The sequence below is a fragment of the Thermoplasma volcanium GSS1 genome, from assembly GCF_000011185.1.
Classification (GTDB): domain Archaea; phylum Thermoplasmatota; class Thermoplasmata; order Thermoplasmatales; family Thermoplasmataceae; genus Thermoplasma; species Thermoplasma volcanium.
Genome location: NC_002689.2, coordinates 627,923 through 650,334, shown reverse-complemented (window position 1 = coordinate 650,334; position 22,412 = coordinate 627,923). Strand labels below are relative to the sequence as shown.

General features: G+C 38.8%; 21 protein-coding genes. 4 read left to right on the top strand and 17 right to left on the bottom strand.

The annotated features are described in order from the left end of the window. Positions 1 to 128: 128 nt before the first annotated feature. Positions 129 to 755 carry a translation initiation factor IF-2 subunit beta gene (locus TVG_RS03440; RefSeq protein WP_010916913.1) on the top strand — a complete coding sequence of 209 codons (627 nt, stop codon included), beginning with the start codon at positions 129 to 131 and terminating at the stop codon, positions 753 to 755. A gap of 6 nt (positions 756 to 761) precedes the next feature. Here the strand turns inward: TVG_RS03440 and TVG_RS03435 are convergent, their stop codons facing one another. Both TVG_RS03435 and TVG_RS03430 read right to left on the bottom strand, forming a co-directional pair. Continuing rightward, complete coding sequence (locus TVG_RS03435) at positions 762 to 2,306, bottom strand: oligosaccharide flippase family protein (RefSeq protein ID WP_010916912.1); 1,545 nt, start codon at positions 2,304 to 2,306, stop codon at positions 762 to 764. A 45-nt stretch (positions 2,307 to 2,351) separates the two neighbouring features. Beyond that, the gene (locus TVG_RS03430) at positions 2,352 to 3,899 is read right to left on the bottom strand and encodes an aldehyde dehydrogenase family protein (RefSeq protein WP_010916911.1); all 1,548 of its coding nucleotides are present in this window, start codon (positions 3,897 to 3,899) and stop codon (positions 2,352 to 2,354) included. Between the two features lie 151 nt (positions 3,900 to 4,050). Here TVG_RS03430 and TVG_RS03425 point away from each other — a divergent pair, with 151 nt between their 5' ends. Further along, positions 4,051 to 4,347 carry an antibiotic biosynthesis monooxygenase family protein gene (locus tag TVG_RS03425; RefSeq protein ID WP_010916910.1) on the top strand — a complete coding sequence of 99 codons (297 nt, stop codon included), beginning with the start codon at positions 4,051 to 4,053 and terminating at the stop codon, positions 4,345 to 4,347. Here TVG_RS03425 and TVG_RS03420 read toward each other — a convergent pair. The 11 genes from TVG_RS03420 to TVG_RS03370 form a co-directional block, all read right to left on the bottom strand. Then, on the bottom strand, positions 4,339 to 5,112 hold the full coding sequence (locus TVG_RS03420) for a DedA family protein (RefSeq protein ID WP_241760315.1): 774 nt from the start codon (positions 5,110 to 5,112) through the stop codon (positions 4,339 to 4,341). The two genes, TVG_RS03425 and TVG_RS03420, sit on opposite strands and share 9 nt — an antisense overlap. A 148-nt stretch (positions 5,113 to 5,260) precedes the next feature. Next, positions 5,261 to 6,514, bottom strand: coding sequence for an NAD(P)/FAD-dependent oxidoreductase (locus TVG_RS03415; protein WP_010916908.1), 1,254 nt, complete (start codon positions 6,512 to 6,514; stop codon positions 5,261 to 5,263). Between the two features lie 73 nt (positions 6,515 to 6,587). After that, entirely contained in the window at positions 6,588 to 7,754 is a 1,167-nt protein-coding gene (locus TVG_RS03410; protein WP_010916907.1) for an acetyl-CoA C-acetyltransferase, read from the bottom strand. An 84-nt stretch (positions 7,755 to 7,838) separates the two neighbouring features. Further along, entirely contained in the window at positions 7,839 to 8,234 is a 396-nt protein-coding gene (locus TVG_RS03405) for a hypothetical protein (RefSeq protein WP_010916906.1), read from the bottom strand. Between the two features lie 2 nt (positions 8,235 to 8,236). Then, the gene (locus TVG_RS03400; RefSeq protein WP_010916905.1) at positions 8,237 to 8,464 is read right to left on the bottom strand and encodes a 30S ribosomal protein S17e; all 228 of its coding nucleotides are present in this window, start codon (positions 8,462 to 8,464) and stop codon (positions 8,237 to 8,239) included. A 70-nt stretch (positions 8,465 to 8,534) separates the two neighbouring features. Beyond that, the gene (locus TVG_RS03395) at positions 8,535 to 8,984 is read right to left on the bottom strand and encodes a universal stress protein (protein ID WP_048053947.1); all 450 of its coding nucleotides are present in this window, start codon (positions 8,982 to 8,984) and stop codon (positions 8,535 to 8,537) included. 49 nt (positions 8,985 to 9,033) lie between these two features. Further along, a complete protein-coding gene (locus TVG_RS03390) occupies positions 9,034 to 14,175 on the bottom strand; it encodes an ATP-dependent helicase (protein ID WP_010916903.1) in 5,142 nt (1,713 codons plus the stop codon). An 83-nt stretch (positions 14,176 to 14,258) separates the two neighbouring features. Next, entirely contained in the window at positions 14,259 to 15,095 is an 837-nt protein-coding gene (locus TVG_RS03385) for a sulfite exporter TauE/SafE family protein (protein ID WP_010916902.1), read from the bottom strand. A 10-nt stretch (positions 15,096 to 15,105) separates the two neighbouring features. Next, the gene (locus TVG_RS03380) at positions 15,106 to 15,453 is read right to left on the bottom strand and encodes a DsrE family protein (RefSeq protein ID WP_010916901.1); all 348 of its coding nucleotides are present in this window, start codon (positions 15,451 to 15,453) and stop codon (positions 15,106 to 15,108) included. Between the two features lie 652 nt (positions 15,454 to 16,105). After that, positions 16,106 to 16,426, bottom strand: coding sequence for a hypothetical protein (locus tag TVG_RS03375; protein WP_010916900.1), 321 nt, complete (start codon positions 16,424 to 16,426; stop codon positions 16,106 to 16,108). Between the two features lie 8 nt (positions 16,427 to 16,434). After that, on the bottom strand, positions 16,435 to 17,415 hold the full coding sequence (locus TVG_RS03370) for an actin-like protein (protein ID WP_010916899.1): 981 nt from the start codon (positions 17,413 to 17,415) through the stop codon (positions 16,435 to 16,437). Between the two features lie 212 nt (positions 17,416 to 17,627). On the opposite strand from TVG_RS03370, the gene TVG_RS03365 reads away from it, so the two are divergent. Continuing rightward, on the top strand, positions 17,628 to 17,819 hold the full coding sequence (locus TVG_RS03365) for a hypothetical protein (RefSeq protein ID WP_010916898.1): 192 nt from the start codon (positions 17,628 to 17,630) through the stop codon (positions 17,817 to 17,819). Between the two features lie 66 nt (positions 17,820 to 17,885). On the opposite strand, the gene TVG_RS03360 is transcribed toward TVG_RS03365, so the two are convergent. Continuing rightward, positions 17,886 to 19,895, bottom strand: a complete 2,010-nt coding sequence (locus tag TVG_RS03360; RefSeq protein ID WP_048053946.1) for an ATP-binding protein — start codon at positions 19,893 to 19,895, stop codon at positions 17,886 to 17,888. Continuing rightward, positions 19,892 to 20,806, bottom strand: coding sequence for a hypothetical protein (locus TVG_RS03355; protein ID WP_010916896.1), 915 nt, complete (start codon positions 20,804 to 20,806; stop codon positions 19,892 to 19,894). The genes TVG_RS03360 and TVG_RS03355 overlap by 4 nt, the downstream gene beginning before the upstream one ends. Positions 20,807 to 20,887: 81 nt before the next feature. Between TVG_RS03355 and TVG_RS08460 the strand changes: the two genes are divergently transcribed. Next, positions 20,888 to 21,139, top strand: coding sequence for a hypothetical protein (locus TVG_RS08460; RefSeq protein WP_156769060.1), 252 nt, complete (start codon positions 20,888 to 20,890; stop codon positions 21,137 to 21,139). 2 nt (positions 21,140 to 21,141) lie between these two features. Here TVG_RS08460 and TVG_RS03345 read toward each other — a convergent pair whose 3' ends face one another. Continuing rightward, positions 21,142 to 21,639 carry an acyl-CoA thioesterase gene (locus TVG_RS03345; protein ID WP_010916895.1) on the bottom strand — a complete coding sequence of 166 codons (498 nt, stop codon included), beginning with the start codon at positions 21,637 to 21,639 and terminating at the stop codon, positions 21,142 to 21,144. 141 nt (positions 21,640 to 21,780) lie between these two features. Continuing rightward, positions 21,781 to 22,254, bottom strand: coding sequence for a dCTP deaminase (gene dcd, locus TVG_RS03340; protein WP_010916894.1), 474 nt, complete (start codon positions 22,252 to 22,254; stop codon positions 21,781 to 21,783). Between the last annotated feature and the right edge of the window lie 158 nt (positions 22,255 to 22,412).

Here is a 22,412-nt window from a genome sequence, read left to right as displayed (position 1 = left end):
AAACTAATTTATATTTTAATTTTTCTACCTTGACCGGACATGTGACATTTTTAATGTCATACATGGATATAATTGATTTTAGATCATGCGTAACGACGTTAATATTGGTGTTTTGCATTCATACAAATATGACTGACAGCTACGACAAGCTTCTTGAGAAGGCTAAAGATGTTTTATCAAGCTCAACGAAGAATATAGATAGGCTTAAGATACCAGAACCAGAGATCATAAGGGAAGGAAAAGCCACGATAATTCGAAATTTTCAGGATATAATTGACATAATCAACAGAGACCCGGATCAAGTAATAAAATTCCTCACAAGAGAATTAGGAACGAACATAGTCCAAAATGGCCGAAGGCTTATTATAAATAAAAAAGTGACGCTTGAGGAATTGCAAGAAAAGATGAACGAATACATTAACACATATGTCAGGTGCTACGAATGTGGATCGCTGGACACGGAGATACAAAAGTCTGGTAGGGTATCATTACTTGTGTGCAAAGCGTGTGGCGCACAGCACCCCATACATACAGTTAAAGAATTCAAAGAAGAGGAAGGCATAGAAGAGGGCAAGGAATACACGGTAGAAATATCGGAAGTGGGAAGTTCAGGCGAGGGCCGTGCATCTTTCAGAGGATTCACAATATTCGTACCCGGAACAAAAAAAGGAGAGACTGTTAAAGTAAAAATAAAGAAAATCAAAAACGATGTAGCGATTGCGGAAGTTGTTTCTAGGACTTCTGATAAGAAATAGATATTATCATTTTTCTCCTTTATTTCTTAAATCCGCCTCTCTTTCTTCTTTTACTCTCTTGGGAATAAGCAGCGGATTTAGATTTGTCAAGAATTCTACAAACTCATCCTTTGTAATTTCTCCTATTGCTATTGAAATTCCGAAAAATATAAATACAGCTGCTAAAGATACTAAAAGCAGCACAAAAAAGGAATACGGATGGATATACATAAGAAGAATGTATCCGTATAGAATTTCCGCAAACGAAGGAATTGCCTGTCTTAGAATGCGGTATCCTATATGCATCACATTTTTACTATAAATGTATTTATACACTATATAATCACCGATCGCAACAATAAGAGATGCAAAAGCTGTACCCGTATACCCCATAGATAGGTGCGTATAACCAAAGAGCGAAGGTGGCACAAATATAAAGTTAAGTGCAATATTGGCTATTATCGAAGGCGTGGTTATTTTCGCAATATTCCAGGTTTTTCCAGAGGCAATTATTTGACTGACATAGGGTCCAGTTATTATACCTATATAATTGCCCAATGCAACGAATACGAGGATCAAGTAGTAAGGGCGATAGCCTGCGCTAAAGATATTTAAGAAATACACAGAAAATACTGATAGCGCTATAACGAAAGGAAGAATAAACAACGAAATAAACCTCTCTAAGTCAGGCGCTTCATACATTATGTCCTTACTCTTTTCCTTTCTTGATAAAACGGGCACGAAGAAACCGCTTATCGCACCAGAGAATGATATTAGTGAAGTACCTATAATCTGTGATGTATATAGAGCGCTCGTTGCATCTGCGTGCCAGTAAAATTGTACGATTATTTTATCTATATTGCCGTTTATCGTAGATATGCCAGAGGACGCTGCTAAAGGCAAAGCGATTATTGCAAAATATTTTAACATCTCCTTATTCGGCCTGCCCAAGTGCCATGGCCGGCCCAGGTACATCATATAAATATAGTATACTGTATAAGTGATCGAATATACAGAACCTATAACTATAGCTAAATCTGCATCTGGAAACCTGAAGAGCCTATATTCGTATATGACCCCGATAGCAACAAACAAACCATTCCTGGAAATGGCCTCTACGATTGACGGCAGGACCTGCCTATACGAGGAAAACGTAGACGAATAGTATGACTTTGGGATCGATAACAGCGTACCAAAAAAGTAATAGGGTATCAGAGCTATTATTACCCAAAACTCAACTGGATTCTGGAAGCCTCGATGAAGGACGTCCGTCCAGAAAAACAATGCGGAGAGGGCAAGTATAACGAATATAACAGCAAGTACGAGTTTTACAGCAAAAAATGTATTAGTAGCTTCCTCTACATCCTTCCCTTCTGAAATACTCTTCGTATATGCGCTACTAAAGCCTAATTCAGTGGCAAGGGAAAATATGCCGGTAAACCCCATGCCGAAGGCTACGAACCCCCATATTGTTATCCCAACATACCTTGTTATAAAAAAGAGACCGATATAGCCTGCAATGGCGTTTATTATGTTTTGAGTAACCAAAATGGGGGATTTTTTAGTAAACAACAGATGGTAATAGAAAAAAGTGGTTTAAAATATTCCCTAAGAGAATCAGTGGGCTATAGTCTGCGACTGTTCTCTCAGGAACTGCTGTAGATAGTAGAATGATCCTGTTCCTTTGCCGGATACGCCACTCAGTTTCCACCCAACAAAAGGCTGCGATCCAACCATTGATCCAGTGGAACCGCCACTCTTTCTGTTAGCGTAGATTACCCCAACCTCTATATTGTCGAAGTAATACTGTATCTCCTTCGGGTCTTCCGTGAATATACCTCCGGTGAGCCCGTAGTCCATGCTGTTGATATCATCTACAGCTTCTTCTATGCTATTGCACTTGAACACGCTGAGAACAGGAAGGAATATCTCATTCCTTGCTATGTATGCATCCTTCGGCAGATCCGTCACTATTGTTGGTTCTACATAGAAGCCAGGTTTGTTAAGTTCGTGGCCGCCCGTAAGTATCTTGCCCTTGTTGAATTCAGGCTTTAATTTTATGAACTTATCGTAAGCTTCCTTATTTATTATAGGATTGAGGAATGTATCCTTCTTCCTTGGATCGTCTGGCTTAATGGCCTCTGTCCTTGCCTTGAGCCTCTTCATAAATTCATCATATATGTCCTTATGTACGTAAAGTAGTGAACAAGCACTGCACTTTTGCCCAGCAAACCCAAATGCGGCTCTAACAACACCTTCCACAGCCTTGTCCATATCGGCTTTGTTGGAAACTATTATAGCATCTTTTCCCCCCATTTCAGTTATGACTACCTTCGGGCCGTTGTCTATGGATTTCCTCTGGATGTCCAGACCCACATCCCTCGACCCAGTAAACACGATGCCTGCAACCTTCTTGTTCTCAACTATATGCCTTCCTACTAGGCCGCCTGAACCTGATACAAACGCTAACACATTCTTCGGGACGCCTGCCTCATGCATCAATCTAACCCAGAGATAGAGGGAGAGAGGTATATCACTTGAAGGTTTCAGTATAACGGCGTTGCCGGTCACCAAGGGAGCTGAGCTCATGCCTACTCCGATGGAAAAGAAGTTGAATGGAGAGATAACGCCAAATACCCCGTACGGCTTCATAATGCTTATGGATTCTTCATTCCTATAGGCTTTTCCTGTGAACCTTATGAAACCCTGGTTTTCTATCAAATTCATGGCATAATATCTCATAAAGTCTATTGCTTCATCCACATCTCCAATAGCTTCGTATCTGTTCTTCCCGTTTTCATAAGTAAGTATAGCTGCAAACTTAAACTTCTGTTCACTTAGCATATCTGCGGCCTTTAGGAATATCAAGGCCCTTTTCATATACCCCAGGCTGTACCATGCCTTGTAAGATTTGTACAGCATATCAACAGCTTTATCTACGGATGAATCCGATGCTAGTTGGAAAGTGGCTATCTCCTTCCCATCAATTGGGCTTATATCCTTTATTTTCTTAGACTCTATAACATCGCCATCTATTATGTTTGGATACTCCTTATTGAAATACGCCTCTATTTCTTTCAGGCTTTCTTCGTATAACCTATGAAACTCCGCCTCTTTTCCTGCCTCCGACATACGGAGATAAGTATTCTCATTTTCAAATGGCATGTATGCAATATCTCATTGATATACATATTATTTTGCAATGCTGAATAATGCTAACAATTAATATGTTACATCCTTTACAAATATAGGGGTATTATAATTAGAAAAATTCGAAAACGAGAAAAAATAAAGTATAATAAATCTATGCTTATGTATGATAAACGTAGGGCTTTACTACAAGGTAAAGAAAGGGCACGAAGAGGAGTTTGAGAGAACCTTTAATCAGGTAATGCAGATGTTAAAAACTTCAAGCTCCGGAATAAAAGACGTAAAGTTGTATCAAGATGTTAATGACAAACAGCAATATATGATATTCACGGAATGGGAGAGCCTTGAAAGCTTCAAGAATTTCATTGCCAGCCGTCCTTTTAAGGAGACTACAGATTATGGGAAATCAATACTTGAGGATACGCCAAAAAACAGGATATTCATGAATGAGACGTCAATCTAAAGCATGCTGGCGTCTCTTAATTTTTAAGAAGATATAATAGAAAATGTATGCAAGTGAGGCCAGAAATACTACATCGATTATTATTTGATCCAAAAGCGCGCTGAAGTTTTTGACAGCCACAGACCAGTATGGGCCGGCACTATATCCCAAATAAATCAGAGAAAATGACCATATAAATGACCCCAGGAAAGTCATAAGTGCGAACAACCACATCTTCATCTTCAACATACCTGCTGGCAAAGATATGAGGCTCCTTATGCCTGGTATAAACCTTGCCAGGAATACAGAAAAAGATCCCATCTTATCTATCCATGTTTCTGCCCTTGAGAGAGAATCCTCGCTGATGGAAAAGTAAGAAAGTATCTTTACTATTATAGGCCGACCGAGATATAATCCTAAAAAGTAGTCAATGAATGATCCAACCATCGATGCTATTATAGTGTCAGCCAAAACGACTGCAAAATTGAAACTGCCTTGGTATACAAGGAATCCTGAGAGAGGAAGTATAACCTCACTTGGTATTGGTATAAACATACTTTCCAGAGTCATTAGTATAAATATGCCTACATAACTGGAATCTGATACAACTTTTGTTGTAAATGAAAATATGGATGCAATGTCTATACCAGCAAAATATTTTTCGAATGGAAGTTCAAAAATTTCAAAGATTTCAATTGCCGCAATTGCTGCAAGCACAGCTGCAATGACAACACCGTATATATTGAAATATCTGTCATAGTTGTTTGGTTTGTTGGAGCTTGCCACAGAGATACCCATAGGAAACCTCTAATTATTCTTTTGTACATCTGCATGTATATTTATGTATTTTACCTTATTCCCAACCTTATTTTATGAAATATTCGTATAAAGCAAAATTAGAAGATATTACTCTATAGAAAGATGTTATATAGATTTAGAGCACAAGCTCCTCCATATCTACGTGTCTTGCATGAACTCCTAGGTCTTCGGTCTTGATCCCATGCCCGCCATATAAATATGTGAAATCCTTGCCCCTGTACAGAGAAGAGACTACACGTCCTATAGCATCTCCCTTCATTATTCCGCTCCCACTGGTTCCAGTAGCGATGATCATGTTTAATGATCTAAAAATGTATGGATTTCCATCTATCGTATTGTAAGAATAGTATCCTGCCCACATACCTGAAATAGAAGATGAGCTTAGCTGCTTCATGTAGGCTTGTAGTACCTGGTATACATTATACGTATAGAACTGTTCTTCTGCCTCTGGGTCTTCTGAGAAGCTGAAATCTCTTCCAATGTCATCTGCGACTCCTGCCCAGAAAGTCTTTTCCGAAGGTGCTGGTCTTATGTACACTCCCTTCGGAAATACGGTGAACGGGAATGATTCTGTACCGATGAAACTTTTTGATACTACGGAAGCAATAAATTCGTTCTTTATCTTGAAAAGCTGCCGTTTCTTGGGCCTGATATGGCTGTCTACGCCTATCCTATCGGTAAGAAAATTTGTCCAGACATCTGTTGCAAGTACGAAGGTATCGGCCTCAATATCACCTTTGTCAGTCGTCACAGACTTAATGTACTTGTCCTGCCATATGAATGGCTCCCCTGGGAAGTTAAGTGGTTCCTTTGGCTCAAGGTTGAGCTTTTGTACGTTCGTATCGAAATGAAATTCTACACCCCTCTTTAGGCATTCCTTGTAGTAGAACGCGGCAATCTTATCTGGTTCCATTATACCACAATTCTTTCCAATGTACGCGCTCTTTATGTCACTTATACCCATGACTTTCTTTGTCTCTTCATCCACTTTTATAGATATGCCCATGTCATTAAGAGAATCCAGATCTACCTCCGATATAGAAGTCTTCTTGCCGATCTTTTCCAGTACCCCGGCATTTTTTTCGTCATCAAGAAGAAACAGGTAACCAACGTAATGCATGCCAAGATCTATTCCGAGGGCATTTTGTACATGGTCGTAAAACTTAATAGAAGAAGATGAGAGTTTATAGCTTATGTCGGAAGAAAAGACGTCTCTGAAGCCTGCTGCACTTTTCCCAGTGTTTCCCTGGGCATATGTATGGAACTTGTCTAAAACCAAAATCTTCAGATCAGGATTTTCCTCTGATAGGTGGAAAGCTGCAGAAAGTCCGACTATGCCAGCACCGATTATTGCAACGTCATACCGCATATAAGATTATGACAAGGAGAAATAAACGTTTATTCTATTCTAAATTCATTAAAAGAATAAAACCTAGTAAATATCAGTCTACAAGTTCTAGTGTTAAAGTGTGGGCCCCGCCGCCGCCATGGCAAAGGGTAGCCAATCCAGTCTTCATGTGCCTTTCCTTTAGAGCATTTATAAGAGTAACAATTATCCTGGAACCGCTGTTCCCTATAGGATGCCCGATAGCTACAGCACCACCGTTGACGTTGAACCTTTCGTTGTCTATATGCAACTGATCCCTCACTATTATGGATGCTATTGAGAATGCTTCGTTATGCTCAACTATGTCATAATAATCTATGGACTTGCCCTGTCTCTCTAATAACTTGCGAGTAGCAGGTATCGGCGCCTCAACAAAGTCAAGGGGAGCAAGCGATGCCGATTCGTATCCTGTAATCTTTGCTATTGGTTTTAGACCGTATTCATTTATTGCCTTTTCAGATGCAAGTAGTAAAGCAGAACCACCATCGGATAGCTGCGCAGAGTTTCCTGCAGTAAGTATGCCATTCTTATCAAACGCTGGAGGCAGCTTAGCCAGATCCTCCATCGTTGTTTTCCTTATACCTTCGTCTTGTGACAGATTTGAAAAGACGGTTATCTCCTTGGAAAATTCCCCTGTGTTGGTTGCCCTTATAGCTCTCTCGTAACTTTGTACAGAATATTCATCCGCCATTTCTCTTGTTATTCCATACTTCTTGGCTGTCCTCTCAGCGGACACCCCCATATGCTCGAAATAGAAAGCGTCTGTCAAGCCGTCTACGAGCATTGCGTCATCAATTTTATAATTTTTATGGAGTAGATGCTTCGGTCCCCATCTTAGATCTGACGGTAATAGAAAAGGAGCATTACTCATGTTCTCCATGCCACCGGCAATCACAATCTCTCGCTCCCCAAGCTTAATTTCCCTTGCAGCACTTTCAACAGCAAGCATGCCTGATGCACACACAACATTTACAGTATATTTCGTTATTTCATCGGCAAGGCCGGCAGCACGGGCTGCTTGCCCCGCAGGATTTTGCCCAACACCCGCTTGGATGACATTTCCCATTATTACCTCTTGGATCGCGGATTTATCAATGCCACTATCTTCAATAACGGCTTTAATAGCAGCACCACCTAGTTGCGGTGCGGGGATCTTTGAAAAACTTCGGCCAAATTTACCTATTGCCGTCCTCTTTGCAGAAACTATGTAAACATCATTCATATACTTTAATTACAATTCGATTAATACATTTTCACCTACTCATTTTCATGAAGATTATACGTGTTGTATTAAACGCCCTATTTCCTAATCGACAATAAATCCCCTATCGCCCAGGCTTACCTCTACACCATACCTTGTAAAATTTACCCTGCAATTGACAAATTTTATCTTCTTGCCTACTTTTATCATGGAACGATAGTAGCAAATTTCTTCATTCCATAGGGTCAGAGTCATTTCAAAGGATAGGCCAATTTTCATATATTTAATAGTCCGATTGTCTTTCAAAATTTCACGTTCTGCGAGTATATCCTTTATTTCTGATATAAAAGAGTATAATCCATCACTGGCGATTTGACTTGGATCGATATAAAAAGTGCCATTATCGAGCCTATCTATAATATCGTTCAGATTGTCTGTTTCTAAAATTTTACTATGTTCAGCTATGAATTTTTTTAAACTCTCGCTTTCAAGTCTACCCATTTTTAACTTGCAGCGTTTTCTTCAATTTCTCTCTCAGCTTTTTCCTTCTTCTTTACTACGTACCTGGTTAAGTATCCAGATATTATGTTTATTGTCCTCTTTGAAACGTCCGGCATCATTTTTTCAAGCTTACGCTTATTTTCTTCAAACTTCTCCGTAAAGAGGCTTGGGTATTTTTCTGCTATCTCCTCAGCTGTTCTTTTAACGTTAAACGGCCTAATGCTTCCCATGAACCTTGATAAAATAGATATATAAAAAGTTCTCACTAAGAATGAATGGCTTTGTCTAACAAAACAAAGGTTATTTGAGCTTACAAGCATTCGTACTGCAGACCAGTACAGGAACACTGCTAAGCTTTATTATTTCAGAGCTGACTGAACCCAGTATGATCTTAGATAATCCTTTAAGATTTCTAGAACCGGTTATTATAATATCGACACCTTTTTCTTCAGCAACCTCTACAGCCTTATGGGCTACCGTCTTGGTACCAGAATCGACTATTTCAAATTCCAAGTCAACGGACTCATTCGATACTAGTTTCTTAGCTCTTTCTATTATTTCTTCCCCTTTCTTCCTCTGATCTTCGAACATTGATTCTGGAACGTATGTATCGTACGTTGGTGTCGTTCCTATTATCTGTGGAATTATATATATAACAAAATATTTATCTATAGACTTTCTGAAATTTAAAGCGTATTCTAGTGCACAATCAGCTGTTTCGCTGCCATCATATGCAATTAAAGCTTTCATCATTATGTTACTTGGAGTCTATATATAAATTTAACGTTGATTTAGATATTTAGAGTTTTTGTGAATATTGTCTTTCACTATCGACCCCCTCCTTTCTTGAGATTAGAGAATATCCCATCGCCTTCAATTTCGTGGAAAGTAATTTAAGATGATCCTCATTCCCGTAATATTTCTTAATTTTCATGTAATGCCCAACCTTAGATACGTTTGCAGCTAGCCTAAATTCGCCTTCCGAGTACAGGAAGAGGTCAAAGGAACCGCCGAAGATCATCCTGAAATAATCGGAATAGAATAGGACGAATATATCCTTTCCGGATACTACCTCCTGAACCGCCTCGCTACTGTGTTCTGATGGTTCGCTTATATCCCAGTAAGAGAAATAAAGCTCTCTGGTGATGACATTGTAGAACCTTTTTATATTTTTTAAAGAAGAAGCAATAGAATAGATCTCAGATTCTGGAACGCCGATCATTGTAGACATCCGCGATGGCGTTATGAAACCAAAATATCTGATAGAATAGTCTATTATTATTTTCAGTGCGTCCCTTGTTGAATATCTTTCCTGTACATAGAAATACTTCCTTTCAAAGTTCCTGGCAAGGATCCGATATTTGAAGAGCCTATCAGTTGCAGCCTTAACAACTGCAGATTCAAGACCGCATCCACGTTCTATCTCCCGTTCTGTAGCTGAATCTACGCCCATTATGAATTTTATTACCTGCTGCTCTTCCTTCGTCAGTTGGTATGATCTTAGGCTTCTGTAAATTGATATCGATTCCCTTGTAGCGTATGCCTGTTTGTCGTATGGCCCATTAAATAGGTATAGCAGAGATGAATCAAAGTAATTTTCCACATTTGTTTCGGTCAGTCCGTATCTCAAGGCCTCAATAAATTCCCTGAGACCGAATATAATGGATGAAAATGCCTCATATAACGTACTATGGCTCCGGTTCTGCTTTCTCACCTTTTCAAATGAATATTTTAATATCTCTTTTTCGTCCAAGGCTATCGTTTCGCCTTCAGGTAACAACAAAACGTTACCACGGGGAGAAAAATCGGGAGAATAACTCTTGATCGATGAACTATCCAGCAGTACAATCGGATTCGAATTAAAGTATCGTCTTAAAGCGCTTGTAGTCTCCAAGCCATCGTCTCCATACATAGAAAGGCTGCTGATCCAATAAACCCCGTCCCTTTCTTCTAAATAGAAAGTGGCGAGTTCCCTGCCTTTGCTTAGTAGTATCCTGTTGTAGTCTATATTATCCGTATATATTTGCATATACATATTCACTGGATCGTTCAACGTCAAAACTGCGTCCCATTGGTCATCTGGTTTCTCTCCTGAAAAATAATAATTTTGCCCATTGTAAAATATGCTCTTTACTTTTTCTTTGTCCACAGAAGAAATATCTGGATTGAACCAGAAAAACTTTCTTAACTCTTCAAGCGTAATTGGGCCGTAGGCCTCTATCAATTTTTCTAAGGCTTTTCCACGGCCTATATCTCTTGCATCTGTAATAACTAATTCTGAATCTGATTTGCCAACCATCATTTTATATTCTAATGATCGTATAATTTGCCTTACTATCCTCTTCTCCATGTTTAGTTTTTCTGATATTTTTTCCTCCGTATAACCAGACTTTATGGCTTCGAGAACCGCTTCTTCGTTTTGGCTGACTTCGTGATCACGTAGAGTATAGAGAACATCGATCAACCATCTCGAAATATACGTAACTTTAGACTTAATGAAATGTCCTTTTAGGATATAGCCTGCTCTTACCATTGGATCGAGGAAAACTTCACCTTTTTCTTGGAGCCTTGATATAATATTTCCCTCATCAAATGCGAATCCGTAAAGATCAAAGTATTGTTCGATGTTCTGTACTTTTTTCGTTATTTTTGAGAAGCGCCATGGAACTACATCTTTTGTTTTCGTCATTGCCTCAATGTCGGACGAAAGCATGTACTGTTTGCTGTAAACTGGAGTTATGTAATCATAAACCACTTGACCTGAGGAGATTAAAGCGTCTAGAGCGGATTTAATAGTATCCTCATCGAAAGGTATCTTTATTTCGATTTCCTCAAGCGTGCTTGGCCCGTAAGATCCCAGGAGTTTAATTAAAAGCCTGCTGAGCGCTTCCTCTTGTGAAACGTATCTATCGTCCTCATTTTTTACGTAAATAGTCATTCCATTCCTGAATTTCCTCTCAATGAGGAACGCAGATTCAAGCCTCCCAATTACTTTTCGAAGTTCCTCTTCACCCATCTTCGTTAAGTCTCTCAACTCAGAAAACGATTGGCCATCTATCTTCGAAAGCACCTCAGAATCAGACTTTTCCAGCTGCAACGACCTGCGGAAGAGCGAACGTAAGTATGGATAATTTTCGAATGAACACCACTGTACGCCCCTCACGTATACAGACTTAATTAGTCCAAGATTAATTGCGTTCTCAACGATATTCTTAATATCGGTATTAGCATAAGAATAAGGTGAGTTGAATCGTTCCTTTAATACATCAATATATGGGAAATGATTCGCAAACCTTACGAGCGATTCTAAATCGTATACTCTAGGTATCTTCCTCTTGAAGTACTCATCGACGTTCTTCTGGTTATCAAAAAGAAAGGCAATAGATGTAGTACCATATATCTTTTCTAACATGCGCCCCTGAAGTTCCTTGAGCATTTTAGAACGGTCTTCCATCATAACGATATCTGAGGAACCGGCCATTATCATTCCATAAGAAAATGGACTTGTTTCACGAGAATAAGGCCTTATCGTATAAGCACCGCGATCAATGACGTCCTTGACGTATTCTATGGCCCTTGGGACATCCATAATATCTTCCATTATTTCTCTATACGTTTCCTTTATTATTGAGAAATCCTGATGCTTTTGAAGTTCGTTTAACAGCTTATCACTCCTAAGCTGTTGCCTTGCAACCGATATATCGTAACCCTTATAAGATCGAAGTATCATCAATGACCTTGCAGCGCAATGCCTGAAACGCTGCTTGAAGAGCTCGGTGTTTGATATAGCCCTACGTACGTAATCCTCTAAATTTTCTGAGTTTATTAATTTTACAGCCTCGCCCAACGGGATCTTATTTTCTGAGTATATTATGAAGCCGTCGTCTGTTACCGTTATCCTTGTATTGGTCTGATATTTATTGGATATAGCTAGAGCATAGGATCTGGAAAGCGCGTCGTTTACCTTTCGCCCAAGTGGTACGTGAAAGACTGCTCCGAATACCCCATCTGGTTCTTCCAGGCCTTCCACAAAAAGGTGATCTTCAGTTGGAATTGAAAACTGCTTCTGCGCTTTGATATAAGATATTATGCTTCTTGCACCGTTTTCATCAACATGGTATCTCTCAATCAACATCCTAGTCGGATCTTCACCGTTTTCTAACATATTAGAGACTGTTTTCCTGAATTCCCCTATCAACACACCAAGGTCATAGCTTCTTGGGAGCATCTCGCCGGTCCAAGATGGAACGGTGGGCTTCATTCCCGTTACTGAACGTACATACACCCTGTTCCTGACTGTTCTCTCAAATATGTATGTCCTTGCGCCCAATACGAAAACATCTCCGGGCTTTAGTCTCTCAACGAATTTATCGCTTAGTTCTCCAACACTTTTACCTTTTTCATTTATGGCCTTGTAGTTAGCCTCGTCCGGAATTGTACCAACGTTCATGAAATAGATCATTCTTGTACTTTTTTTCTTTCCGAACGAATTCTGTTCCTTATCAAACCATATTTTTGGATAGATCTCAAGATTTTCAAGTTCTCCTGAGAGATACTCAAGTGTTAGGACGTAATCATCCCATGATAGAGTGTGGAAGGTATAAGAAGACCTTAACACTTCATAGGCTTCTTTTGCATCCCATACTCTTTCAACTGCCATGCCTACGAGTACCTGCGCCAGTACATCAAGAGGATTTTTAGGTATATCAACGCGATCTATATGTCTATCATAGGCAGCTCTTGTTAGAACCGCGCACTCAACCAGATCGTCTAAGTTGAATACGATAAATATGCCCTTAGAAAGCTCATTAATTCCGTGGCCAGATCTGCCTATTCTCTGAAGGCCCTTGCTTACTGATTTCGGACTGCCTATCTGTATAACAAGATCTATGTATCCTATGTCTACTCCTAGCTCCAAGGAGGTAGATGTTATGACGCATTTAAGTTCTCCATTTTTAAGTTTATTTTCAACTTCAACTCTCTGTTCTTTGCCCATAGACGAATGGTGTGCTTCAAGGCTTTCAATTCCTCTGCTACGGAGCCTTAAAGCTACATGTTCTGTCCCACTCCTAGTGTTGGTAAATATGAGTGTTGTTCTATACTGCTTCACAAGATCTGCTATTATATCGTACATCCGATCATTTGCTACTTCATAGCTGACCTTGGTTAGATCTGGTACTGGGGTAATTGTCTTTAAGTCTAGATATTTCTCCCCCTTAACTTCTACTATTTCACACGGTCTCGAACTCGTACCAGAAAATCCAACAAGATACTTCGCTATTTCTTCTATCGGCGATTGAGTTGCCGACAGCCCTATTCTAAGTATGCCTGGTCTCAGGGCCTCCAATCTTTCCATATTCGCGGAGAGTAGGCTCCCTCTCTTTGTAGAAGATATTTCGTGTATCTCGTCAATTATTACGTACTTAACGTCTCGTAAATTTTCCCTCATTCTCGGTGAGGATAGAGTAAGTGAAAATGATTCTGGCGTGGTAATGAGTATGTGGGGAGGCTTTCTTGCCATCTTTTGCCTCTCTCCCTCCGAGGTATCACCGGATCTAACGGATACCCTTATTTTTGGTAAATTAATTCCGTCTTCGTCTGCAATTTTATATATGCCTTCTAGCGGCGCCCTAAGGTTTTTATTAACATCGTTAGCTAGAGCTTTTAATGGACTTATATATACGCAGTATATTTTGTCCTCCAATTTTCCAGACCTAGCTAGCATAAATAACTCATTTATGATGGATAAAAAGGCAGTCAATGTCTTTCCAGTGCCAGTAGGGCTTGATACCAGTACATTTCTGCCCTCGTGTATAAATGGAATAGCATATTTTTGAGGTTCGGTGAGTGATCTATAGTTAATGTCAAACCATTTGGATACGTAAGGATCTAGAAATGGAAATATGTCCTCTATCCTAAACGCATGATCTTCAGTTTCCATTTTTTATAGTCTTATCCATAGGCACTAATCTTATATAAAGTTAGCCCGCTAAATTATAACGAAAAATAAAGATGTCCGGACAATTATATGGCTGCCGAATAGGACTCGATTGCCATATAAATGCCCACAACAACTATTATTATTGAGAAAAACCTGCGTAGCGTAGATCTTTTCATCGAAGTTGATACACGGGCACCCGCAAATCCTCCGAAAATTCCACCAAGTACATAGAGCAATGCAATAGGGACAAGAACCTCACCAGCTATGCCATACCTAAGTGCTGTAACTAATCCGAAAGTACCAACGGATAAAAGGGATGTACCTACGGCTATATTCATAGTTATATCAGCTGAATATAGGAGAGCAGGAACTATAAGGAATCCCCCACCTATACCAAAGTATCCTGAGGCAAAACCCGCTAACAGCCCGAATATATATACCTTAAACTGTCCGAATTTCTTTCTGATATTTGAAAAGTGGACAGGATCATCGGGAGGATCAGGGGGATCATCCTTCGGCAAGGCATCAAAATTCTTGCATGTCCTGCATTTTGTAAGAAACATGTACAATCCGATGGCTATCATTAAGAATGAGAACAGGAAAAGAAGTTCTCCCCCTGGCGTTATGAGTCCTAAGGTAGTTCCTATCAGGACGCCAATTACTCCGAAAACGGTAAAGGCAGTGCCTATCTTGAAGTTTACATTCTTTTTCCTTAAATGACTATACACATTTATTAATGCGTTTATTCCAACAGCAAGTGCAGTTGTACCTATTACGAGATGAGGATCCCTTATTCCTACAAAATATATTAGTAGAGGTATGGCGAGTATAGATCCCCCTCCACCTATAAGGCCCAAAGAGAATCCAACCAAGACTCCAGAAATTATTGAATAAATGTATTGTAGCAATGTAATATCCATTTTTATCTACCTAAAAGGTAATGACGGAATAGCCCTCTTCTATTTTCGCATTTGTTTCGACTCCACCCATTACCTTTTCTATGTTTTCGAATATCATTGAATCTTCAATTCCAAGGGATTTCATACTGACACTGCAAACAGTCAGCCTTATACCAAGGCTCCTGGCCTTGTTTATCTGAGCTAGAAATGTATCAGAGTTATTCTGATTCTTTAGTATAGCTTCGACACCGCGTCCGAGAAATAACATCTCAACTGTGGCTTTCGCATTTTGAACAGAGTTAATTGCAAAATTGAATGCAACCATCTCTGTGTTTATATTTTCCTTTCCAGTTATTACCATTACCAACATCTTTGCCATGTTTCCACCTCACCAATATTCTGCATCTTTCTCTTATTTTAATCACATATGTGATTTTATAGACATATTTATGACTAATCGACCTAATTACAATCTAGTTATTAAACTTAATTAAGGTATGCAAAAGTTAAGAATAGTTCTTTACAGCTTGATTCCTTAGCTATAATACTTTTAGAACTTTTGTTGTTACGACTGGTATTTCGAAAAAACACTACACTAATATCTAGGAGTTTTCTAATTTTCATGATGGATCAGACGTACTACGTTGAAAGCATAGTCGAAAGTTCACGTACTTGCAACAGGTTATTCTGCAGTATAGTTTAATCATCGTTTCTGTGTGTTTCTTAGTTTTTTACATTAACACCCGACTGCAGCATATCAGAGCTTAAGATATTCCTTAGCAAAACGATTTAAAAGGGAATTTCAAAGAGCGTACCTTAATCTACATTATACATAACTGACTGGGTTGAGCTAAGGAGTATGCGTATTCTGCCTAATCGGCTGGGCTGCAAAAGATTTCAGAAATTATTAAAAAACGATAAAATGAATCTTATACTTATTTAAATTGTTAATTATAAAGCCGAATTAAATATGACATTAAACTACAATAATGAAGATAATTGTCTATTAACCTGTATTCTAGCGTATGATTTTAACGCCATCTGCTTTCTAAATTTTTCTTGAATTCTGCGAGTTTATCAGCATCAACCGGATTTCCGGTCTTTACTGGAATCTTCACCTGAGCCTTTTCCTTAGAAACTTGTTTTTCATCCCCATCATTTTTTCTGTTTTCTTTTTCGTTCACACCTAATTTATCATATAATTTATCAACAGCTTCCTTAACCAGTTGATATTCAAAATAATTATTTATTATTCTTTTTATTGTGTCTACGTATGTTTCACCCTGTACCCTAATAAGATCTATAATCCTTTTCTCATCATCGGAGAGATCCAGTACTATTCTTACGGTCATACATTATCTTACATCGATCTTTCGGCAGCATCTCTGTATCCCAATGCATTGGCAAACTGAAGGTCTTCGGGCTTTATTCTTACTGTCGTTCCAGGAGCTATCTCATCGAACCTGTCTCCTATAAGATTGGCACCTCCTCCAACAGGAATCAAAGATGTTATCCTATCAACTTCGCCCCGGAGGTTCAACCTTATGTTCTCGATTATCCTGTTAGCCAAATCCTCCAAAATTGGACCTGCCACTTCCGGGCCTCCAACTTGTTTCTGCCTGAACATAACCGGCTTGCTTAGGGCCTCCTGAGCTAGATCAAACGGCACAACGAAGCCAGTCTCCTTTGCAATTTTCCTTGACAAGTTAGATATAGCATCACCTACACCTATCTGCAGGCTGAACGAAAGTTCTACTACTGGTTCCATATCCATCAGGTTTATGGTGAGCACATCTGTTGTCCTAGAACCTACATCGATCACTACACCATATCCAGGCTGCTGTTCTATTATTCCCTGGTTTAACAGGTAAAGGGCAGCTCCAACTCCCTGAGGTCTCATTATCAATCTGGTTACGTTGTATTGCCTTACTTCACCCTCTGGACCTGTCACTGTTAGGATCTTATTCTCTAAAGCTTCCTTAGCTGCCTTAACTTCAAGATCGAAGGTACCAAGCGGAGTACCGCTCCCTATCACTAGGTCAACAGGACTACCGTCGTTGTGTATTCCTGATTCCCATAGTGCAGCTGCTATGAGCGGAAAAGCCTCTTTACTGGCTAATCGCCCATCTCCCTGCGGAACTCTTATGTTATTTCCACTTGCATACCTGCCGTATATAAATTTGGTTTGACCACCATCTGTGCTCAGTACAGGTATCTTGCCACCTATTCCCCAGCTTTCAGTTTCTGTTACTGCCCACCTTGATGGGAATATTATTCTTTTTCCATCAATACCAATTACTTTAGTGTCTCCATATCCAACATCTAATCCTATTACAACCAAGGGATCACCTTAACTTCTGCTTTAATAACATTGTACATGATTTAAACTTTAATTCGATTAACACGGCGAAATACCACATGGAAACCACATAAGTATAGAAAAAATACCCGAATGAAAAATTTCTGATCTAATATAGGGGTTTATGGCACATTGTCAATAAAATGGACAATGAGATGCTTAACTATATATTTATGATTATGATTTGAAACTTAATGCCAAATTTCATTCGTGTACTTGGTTTTGCAATGCTTTTTATAGGAGTAGCCTTTTATTTAGGCTGGTCGATTATGTATGACACTTGGTTCGACATAGGTCTTTACTCGTTCACAATAGTGCTTGTAGTTTTTGGTATACTTGGTATAATGCTAACAACAGTAAAGGATGAAGAATCAACTGCGTCCTGAATTTCTTACGAAAACCAACAAAACAGGAGAGCTGACAAACGAACTTATTTATATGGGCTTTGTGAACTAATAAAGTTGATGTTCTCTTTTCGGTACCAATATCTTCTTAGAAGCCCCACCAAAAACGTAGATGCACTCTGAATAAGACATACCTTTGCCACCAGCCAATTTGGAAAGATCATAATCTTCAGAAGACAAGACAGTATTCGCAGTGGGCTTTATCTTTGTCCTAAACATAAAGCTGTGAACGCTATTTTCAAATATAGCGTATCTTTCTTTTACATCGTTTATGCTCTGGGAAACTATAACTACAGAAGTGTTAAAGTGCCTGGATTGCCTCGTGAGATTTTCCAGCAATAAGCCGATTTCTCGATCTTTTGATAAGATGCTAGCTTCTTCTATAAGCACCATCTTTAATCCGTCCACTGAACGAAAGTATGCCTGTATATAATCCATTATGCTGCTGAGTTTATTTTTATCTCTACCTTCGAACTTTATTATAACAACTTTAGTACGAGAGCTCTTTCCTTCTTCATAGTTTCCGCCCGTCTTTAAAGCATCTAAAAAGATAGACTTCCGAAGATCCAACACACTGCAACTCGCATTAAAACAATCACAGCTGTATTCATCCAGCGGGTCTAAAATAACTACAGATCTATCCATATCTTCAACAAACGATATTGCAAGTATTCTAGAAAAATAAGATTTTCCGGATCCAGTTTCGCCAGTTACAATTATATTATATGATGGCGCTGAGAATGGGTCAAAAAAGAAAGGTTTACCGTTTGCCTCGTTGAAACCAATAAAAATGCCTTTCGTCTCCTCTTTAGAGAAATAAATGGGGGTCATGCTTGCAGCTGAGAGAAGGTCCATTGGATACGCTTTTCCTAAATTAGAAAAATCAAGAAAATGTTTTGCCGATAATACTTTGTATGATGTTTCATTTCTAACTGCTAGCCCAGCCATTCTTATATAATCGTTAAATAAATTGGCATCTCTTGGAAGGTTCATCGAATTGTTTGAGTATACTAAAAAGGATAGATCCGTAAGTACTATGTAATTACCAGGGGATCTTCCTTTCTCAATTATTCTTGAAGCAGATTCGACTAAATTTTGGAGATATTCGGGTTTTTCTCCTCTCTTTTCCCTTTCCTTGATCTCGTATTGAATGTCTGCCAACTTTCTCGATATTATGCCCGTATAGTTTGAGGGGGCTTTTATCATTGAGAATTTAACTACGCAATTTGTTTTAGAAAGTTCTATTGCTTCACAATAACCTGGAAACATTGTCTTGTTGGCATCCATGACTTTGAAAATAGTAAATGGCTTCTTGGAGCTATAGTAAGAACCCATCCTAGTGTAGTTTTTATCAAACAAGTCTTTTAGGAGGCCAAATTCTTCGCTTGATAAATTTGCATCTAATTTGATGGACGAAGATCGATGCTGAGATTTATTTATAATGTCAAACAGAAGCTCCTCGTTTACAAACCGCTTCCACAGAACGAGAAACATCCTATAATAAATGAAATCTCCAAATAGGCCATCTTTATTATAACAGGGTATACGAACATCAACTTTCTCTGGAATCGCATAAAACGTTAAGCTTGCCTCTATGCCTTTGAATAGACTTGCAATTTCTTTAGACAACTTATTAAATGAGGCTTCTCCATTATCGTATTCTGTACTTATCTTTATAATTATACCTTTGGCGCTGCCGTTTTTTACTATTACATATTTTCCGTTGCGAGAAACTGATGTTTTGCTACTTTTTCTAAGGCGTTGCAAAATTTTTTCTGTATATTTTGTCAAGTATTGCTTTACCCTATTGGACGGTTTCCTATTTATTTCGACTACCACGGGTATTAGAAACGAAAGAAGTGAATAGAGACCTATTAAATAAAATAGAACAAGAAAAATAAAGGACGAAAAAGCGAGTACCAGGAGAAATTCCGATGGAATTCCATAAACACGTGGTACATATAATAGTACATTTCGAGGTACACTAACGTTATCATATCTATTATCCGATGTTTTCCTCGAATTGTTATTATCTGTATGCATATACTCTGCTTTCAATCTTCTCTCCTGTAGTCGAATTCAGATCGCATATGCTCAGACCAATCTAACCTATCAACATTCTTAGCCATCTTCTCGAGCGGAAGAGAAGCCAATCCGTAAATTTTCATTGGATCTAAGATTTTCAATGGGAAACCCAAAAGCACAGATTCTGCAAAGAGGATACTGGGTATAGCGGGTGATATAGCAATTATTCCTAGTTCAAGAATAAAGTCGAAGCTGAATACATGCGCCAAATAAAGATCGATGAGTACATATACAGGTAAAAAGGAGAGCTCTACGAAGAGAGAAATAAGACGTATTGCGACCTTTCTAAAAGTGTCGAGAAAGGAAAGACCCACGAAAAGCGGAATCACGATGACCAACAAAAGCATTGCAGCTTCTCTGAAAACTAACATCGACAATAATGCAAGGAGGGCCCAGAAATAGGTGGATAAAAATATAAAATTCAAGACGCCAGAAGCATTTCCAGAACCCTGATCCATATGGAAACCATTAACGTTTAGAAATGAAAACCAGTTTATACCGCCAAAATGCCAGAATGGTAGATATATACTATACGAGAGCAATACTAAAGCGAGCATGGCCCTAACTGCGACAAAGTAAAGCGATATAGACAATAAAGCTAGCAAAGCCCTTCTTAGAAGATTCACACCGTAGATTATCATCATAGCGGAAATAGCAATGATGAAGATCAGTGAAGCTATGGTCAGCGTTTCTGTATAAAAGTTTATGGAAATAAAATTATAAAAAGTGTAGAATGAACCAGGAGGTTTCAAAATAATTGAATATGAGAACTTTGGGTTAAGCCCATAATAGACTATATAGTACCAAAGCGGAGATAGGGTAGCTGTATAGAGGATGACGATAGCATTTACAATGCTGAGTATCGCAGAGAGAAAGGGATTCAACTTTAAGCCCTCGGTTTATTTCTCTAAGATCCTGTAATTATATATTTCACTAAGGCATATAATATTCCGCTTACCGCCATTATGTATATGAATGTACCTATAGCGGCGTTTTTTAATCTTGTCCTTGCAGAAATACGCTTACTCTCATCTGAACTAAAAAATTCAAGTGCAACTGGGATCCAGAGTATAGATATAATTACCGCAGAAACCGACAGCACAATAGTATCTAATCGCGATAATATTGACGAGATACTTGTACCATATGAAGCTATGTACGTAATTGGTATTCTTGGAATAGATACCATAATTAGAACATATGCAAGAAATATATAAAATTATAGTGGTGAGTTAAGGATCTGTTGCTTAATTGTCTCGAGCCTTTTTCTTCTCTCTTCGGCTCTTTTCTCTGCTTCTGCATATCTCCTCTTTTCATCATCGGTTTCCGGCTCAATTTGTGGTATCTCCGTTGGACGACCATCCGCATCAATAGCTACATATGTTAGGTAAGCCTTTGTTGCGTATCTCCTTATCCCTGTAAGGCCCTCTTGTTTTATTACATCTATTTCTATCTCCATAGTAGATTTAGTGGTATAATTTATATAGCCATGCAGCAGTACCATGTCGCCTAAGTGTATAGGCAGAAGGAAGAACAAGGAATCGATGCTCCCGGTTACAGTTCTTTTTCTGCAGTGTTTCGTAGCTACTATGGATGCGCAGTTGTCTATCCATTCCATTAATCTGCCACCATACAGGTATTCATAAATATCCATATCCTCAGGTAGTACCATCCTTTCAACGAATGTTTCAGATTCAGACGGTTTTTTAGTTTCCATAACAGAGCGATCATAATATGGTTAAAATCTTTAACTATTCAAAATTAGACAAGATATATATTATAAATACATTGAGCCAATTCATCACCGCGCGGACATAAAGTCCAACATTAGCAATCAACTTCTATGCTTATCACTATATTAAATATCCTTATCTTCGCCCTTAACGACTCCTCTGGAATGTTGGTAATGCCCAGATCTCATTTCGTAGCTCATTGATGACTTTTCTTTCATTTCGAGAAATATCACCTGTGCTATCCTGTCTCCACGGGATATGTGTAGATCGGGCCCAGCATTAAAAAATGATAATGTAAGGCTGCCATGATAGCCGGCGTCTATTGTGCCAAAAGAGCCTATTACTCCACGCCTGGCGTAACTTGAACGAATCCAAATATTGGCGATGACATTCTCGGGAAGCCTCAATACTTCCAAGGTTGACACAAGAAAATGTTTCATCGTCCCAACAATAGTTTCATCAACTTCCTTCTCGTCTGCAAGTATAGATTCTACTCTAACATCGTAGCCATTAGGCGTTAGGCATGCATCAGAAAAGTTTTCAGAGATTAGGAACCCTTGTTCTACCATTTTTTGTATTTGGTTATCATTCAATACCAACTGTTCACCTCTCCTTGTATTATTTGCACCTTAAATTTTTCTCCCTTTTTATAGAATGATCATTGCACTTCGGTCTTTCAGTTTGGATCAAAACGTTTTATACTGTTCATCGATTTTCTATCGGCGGTTGAGGTGGTATACTCGTAGGTTGGAAAACC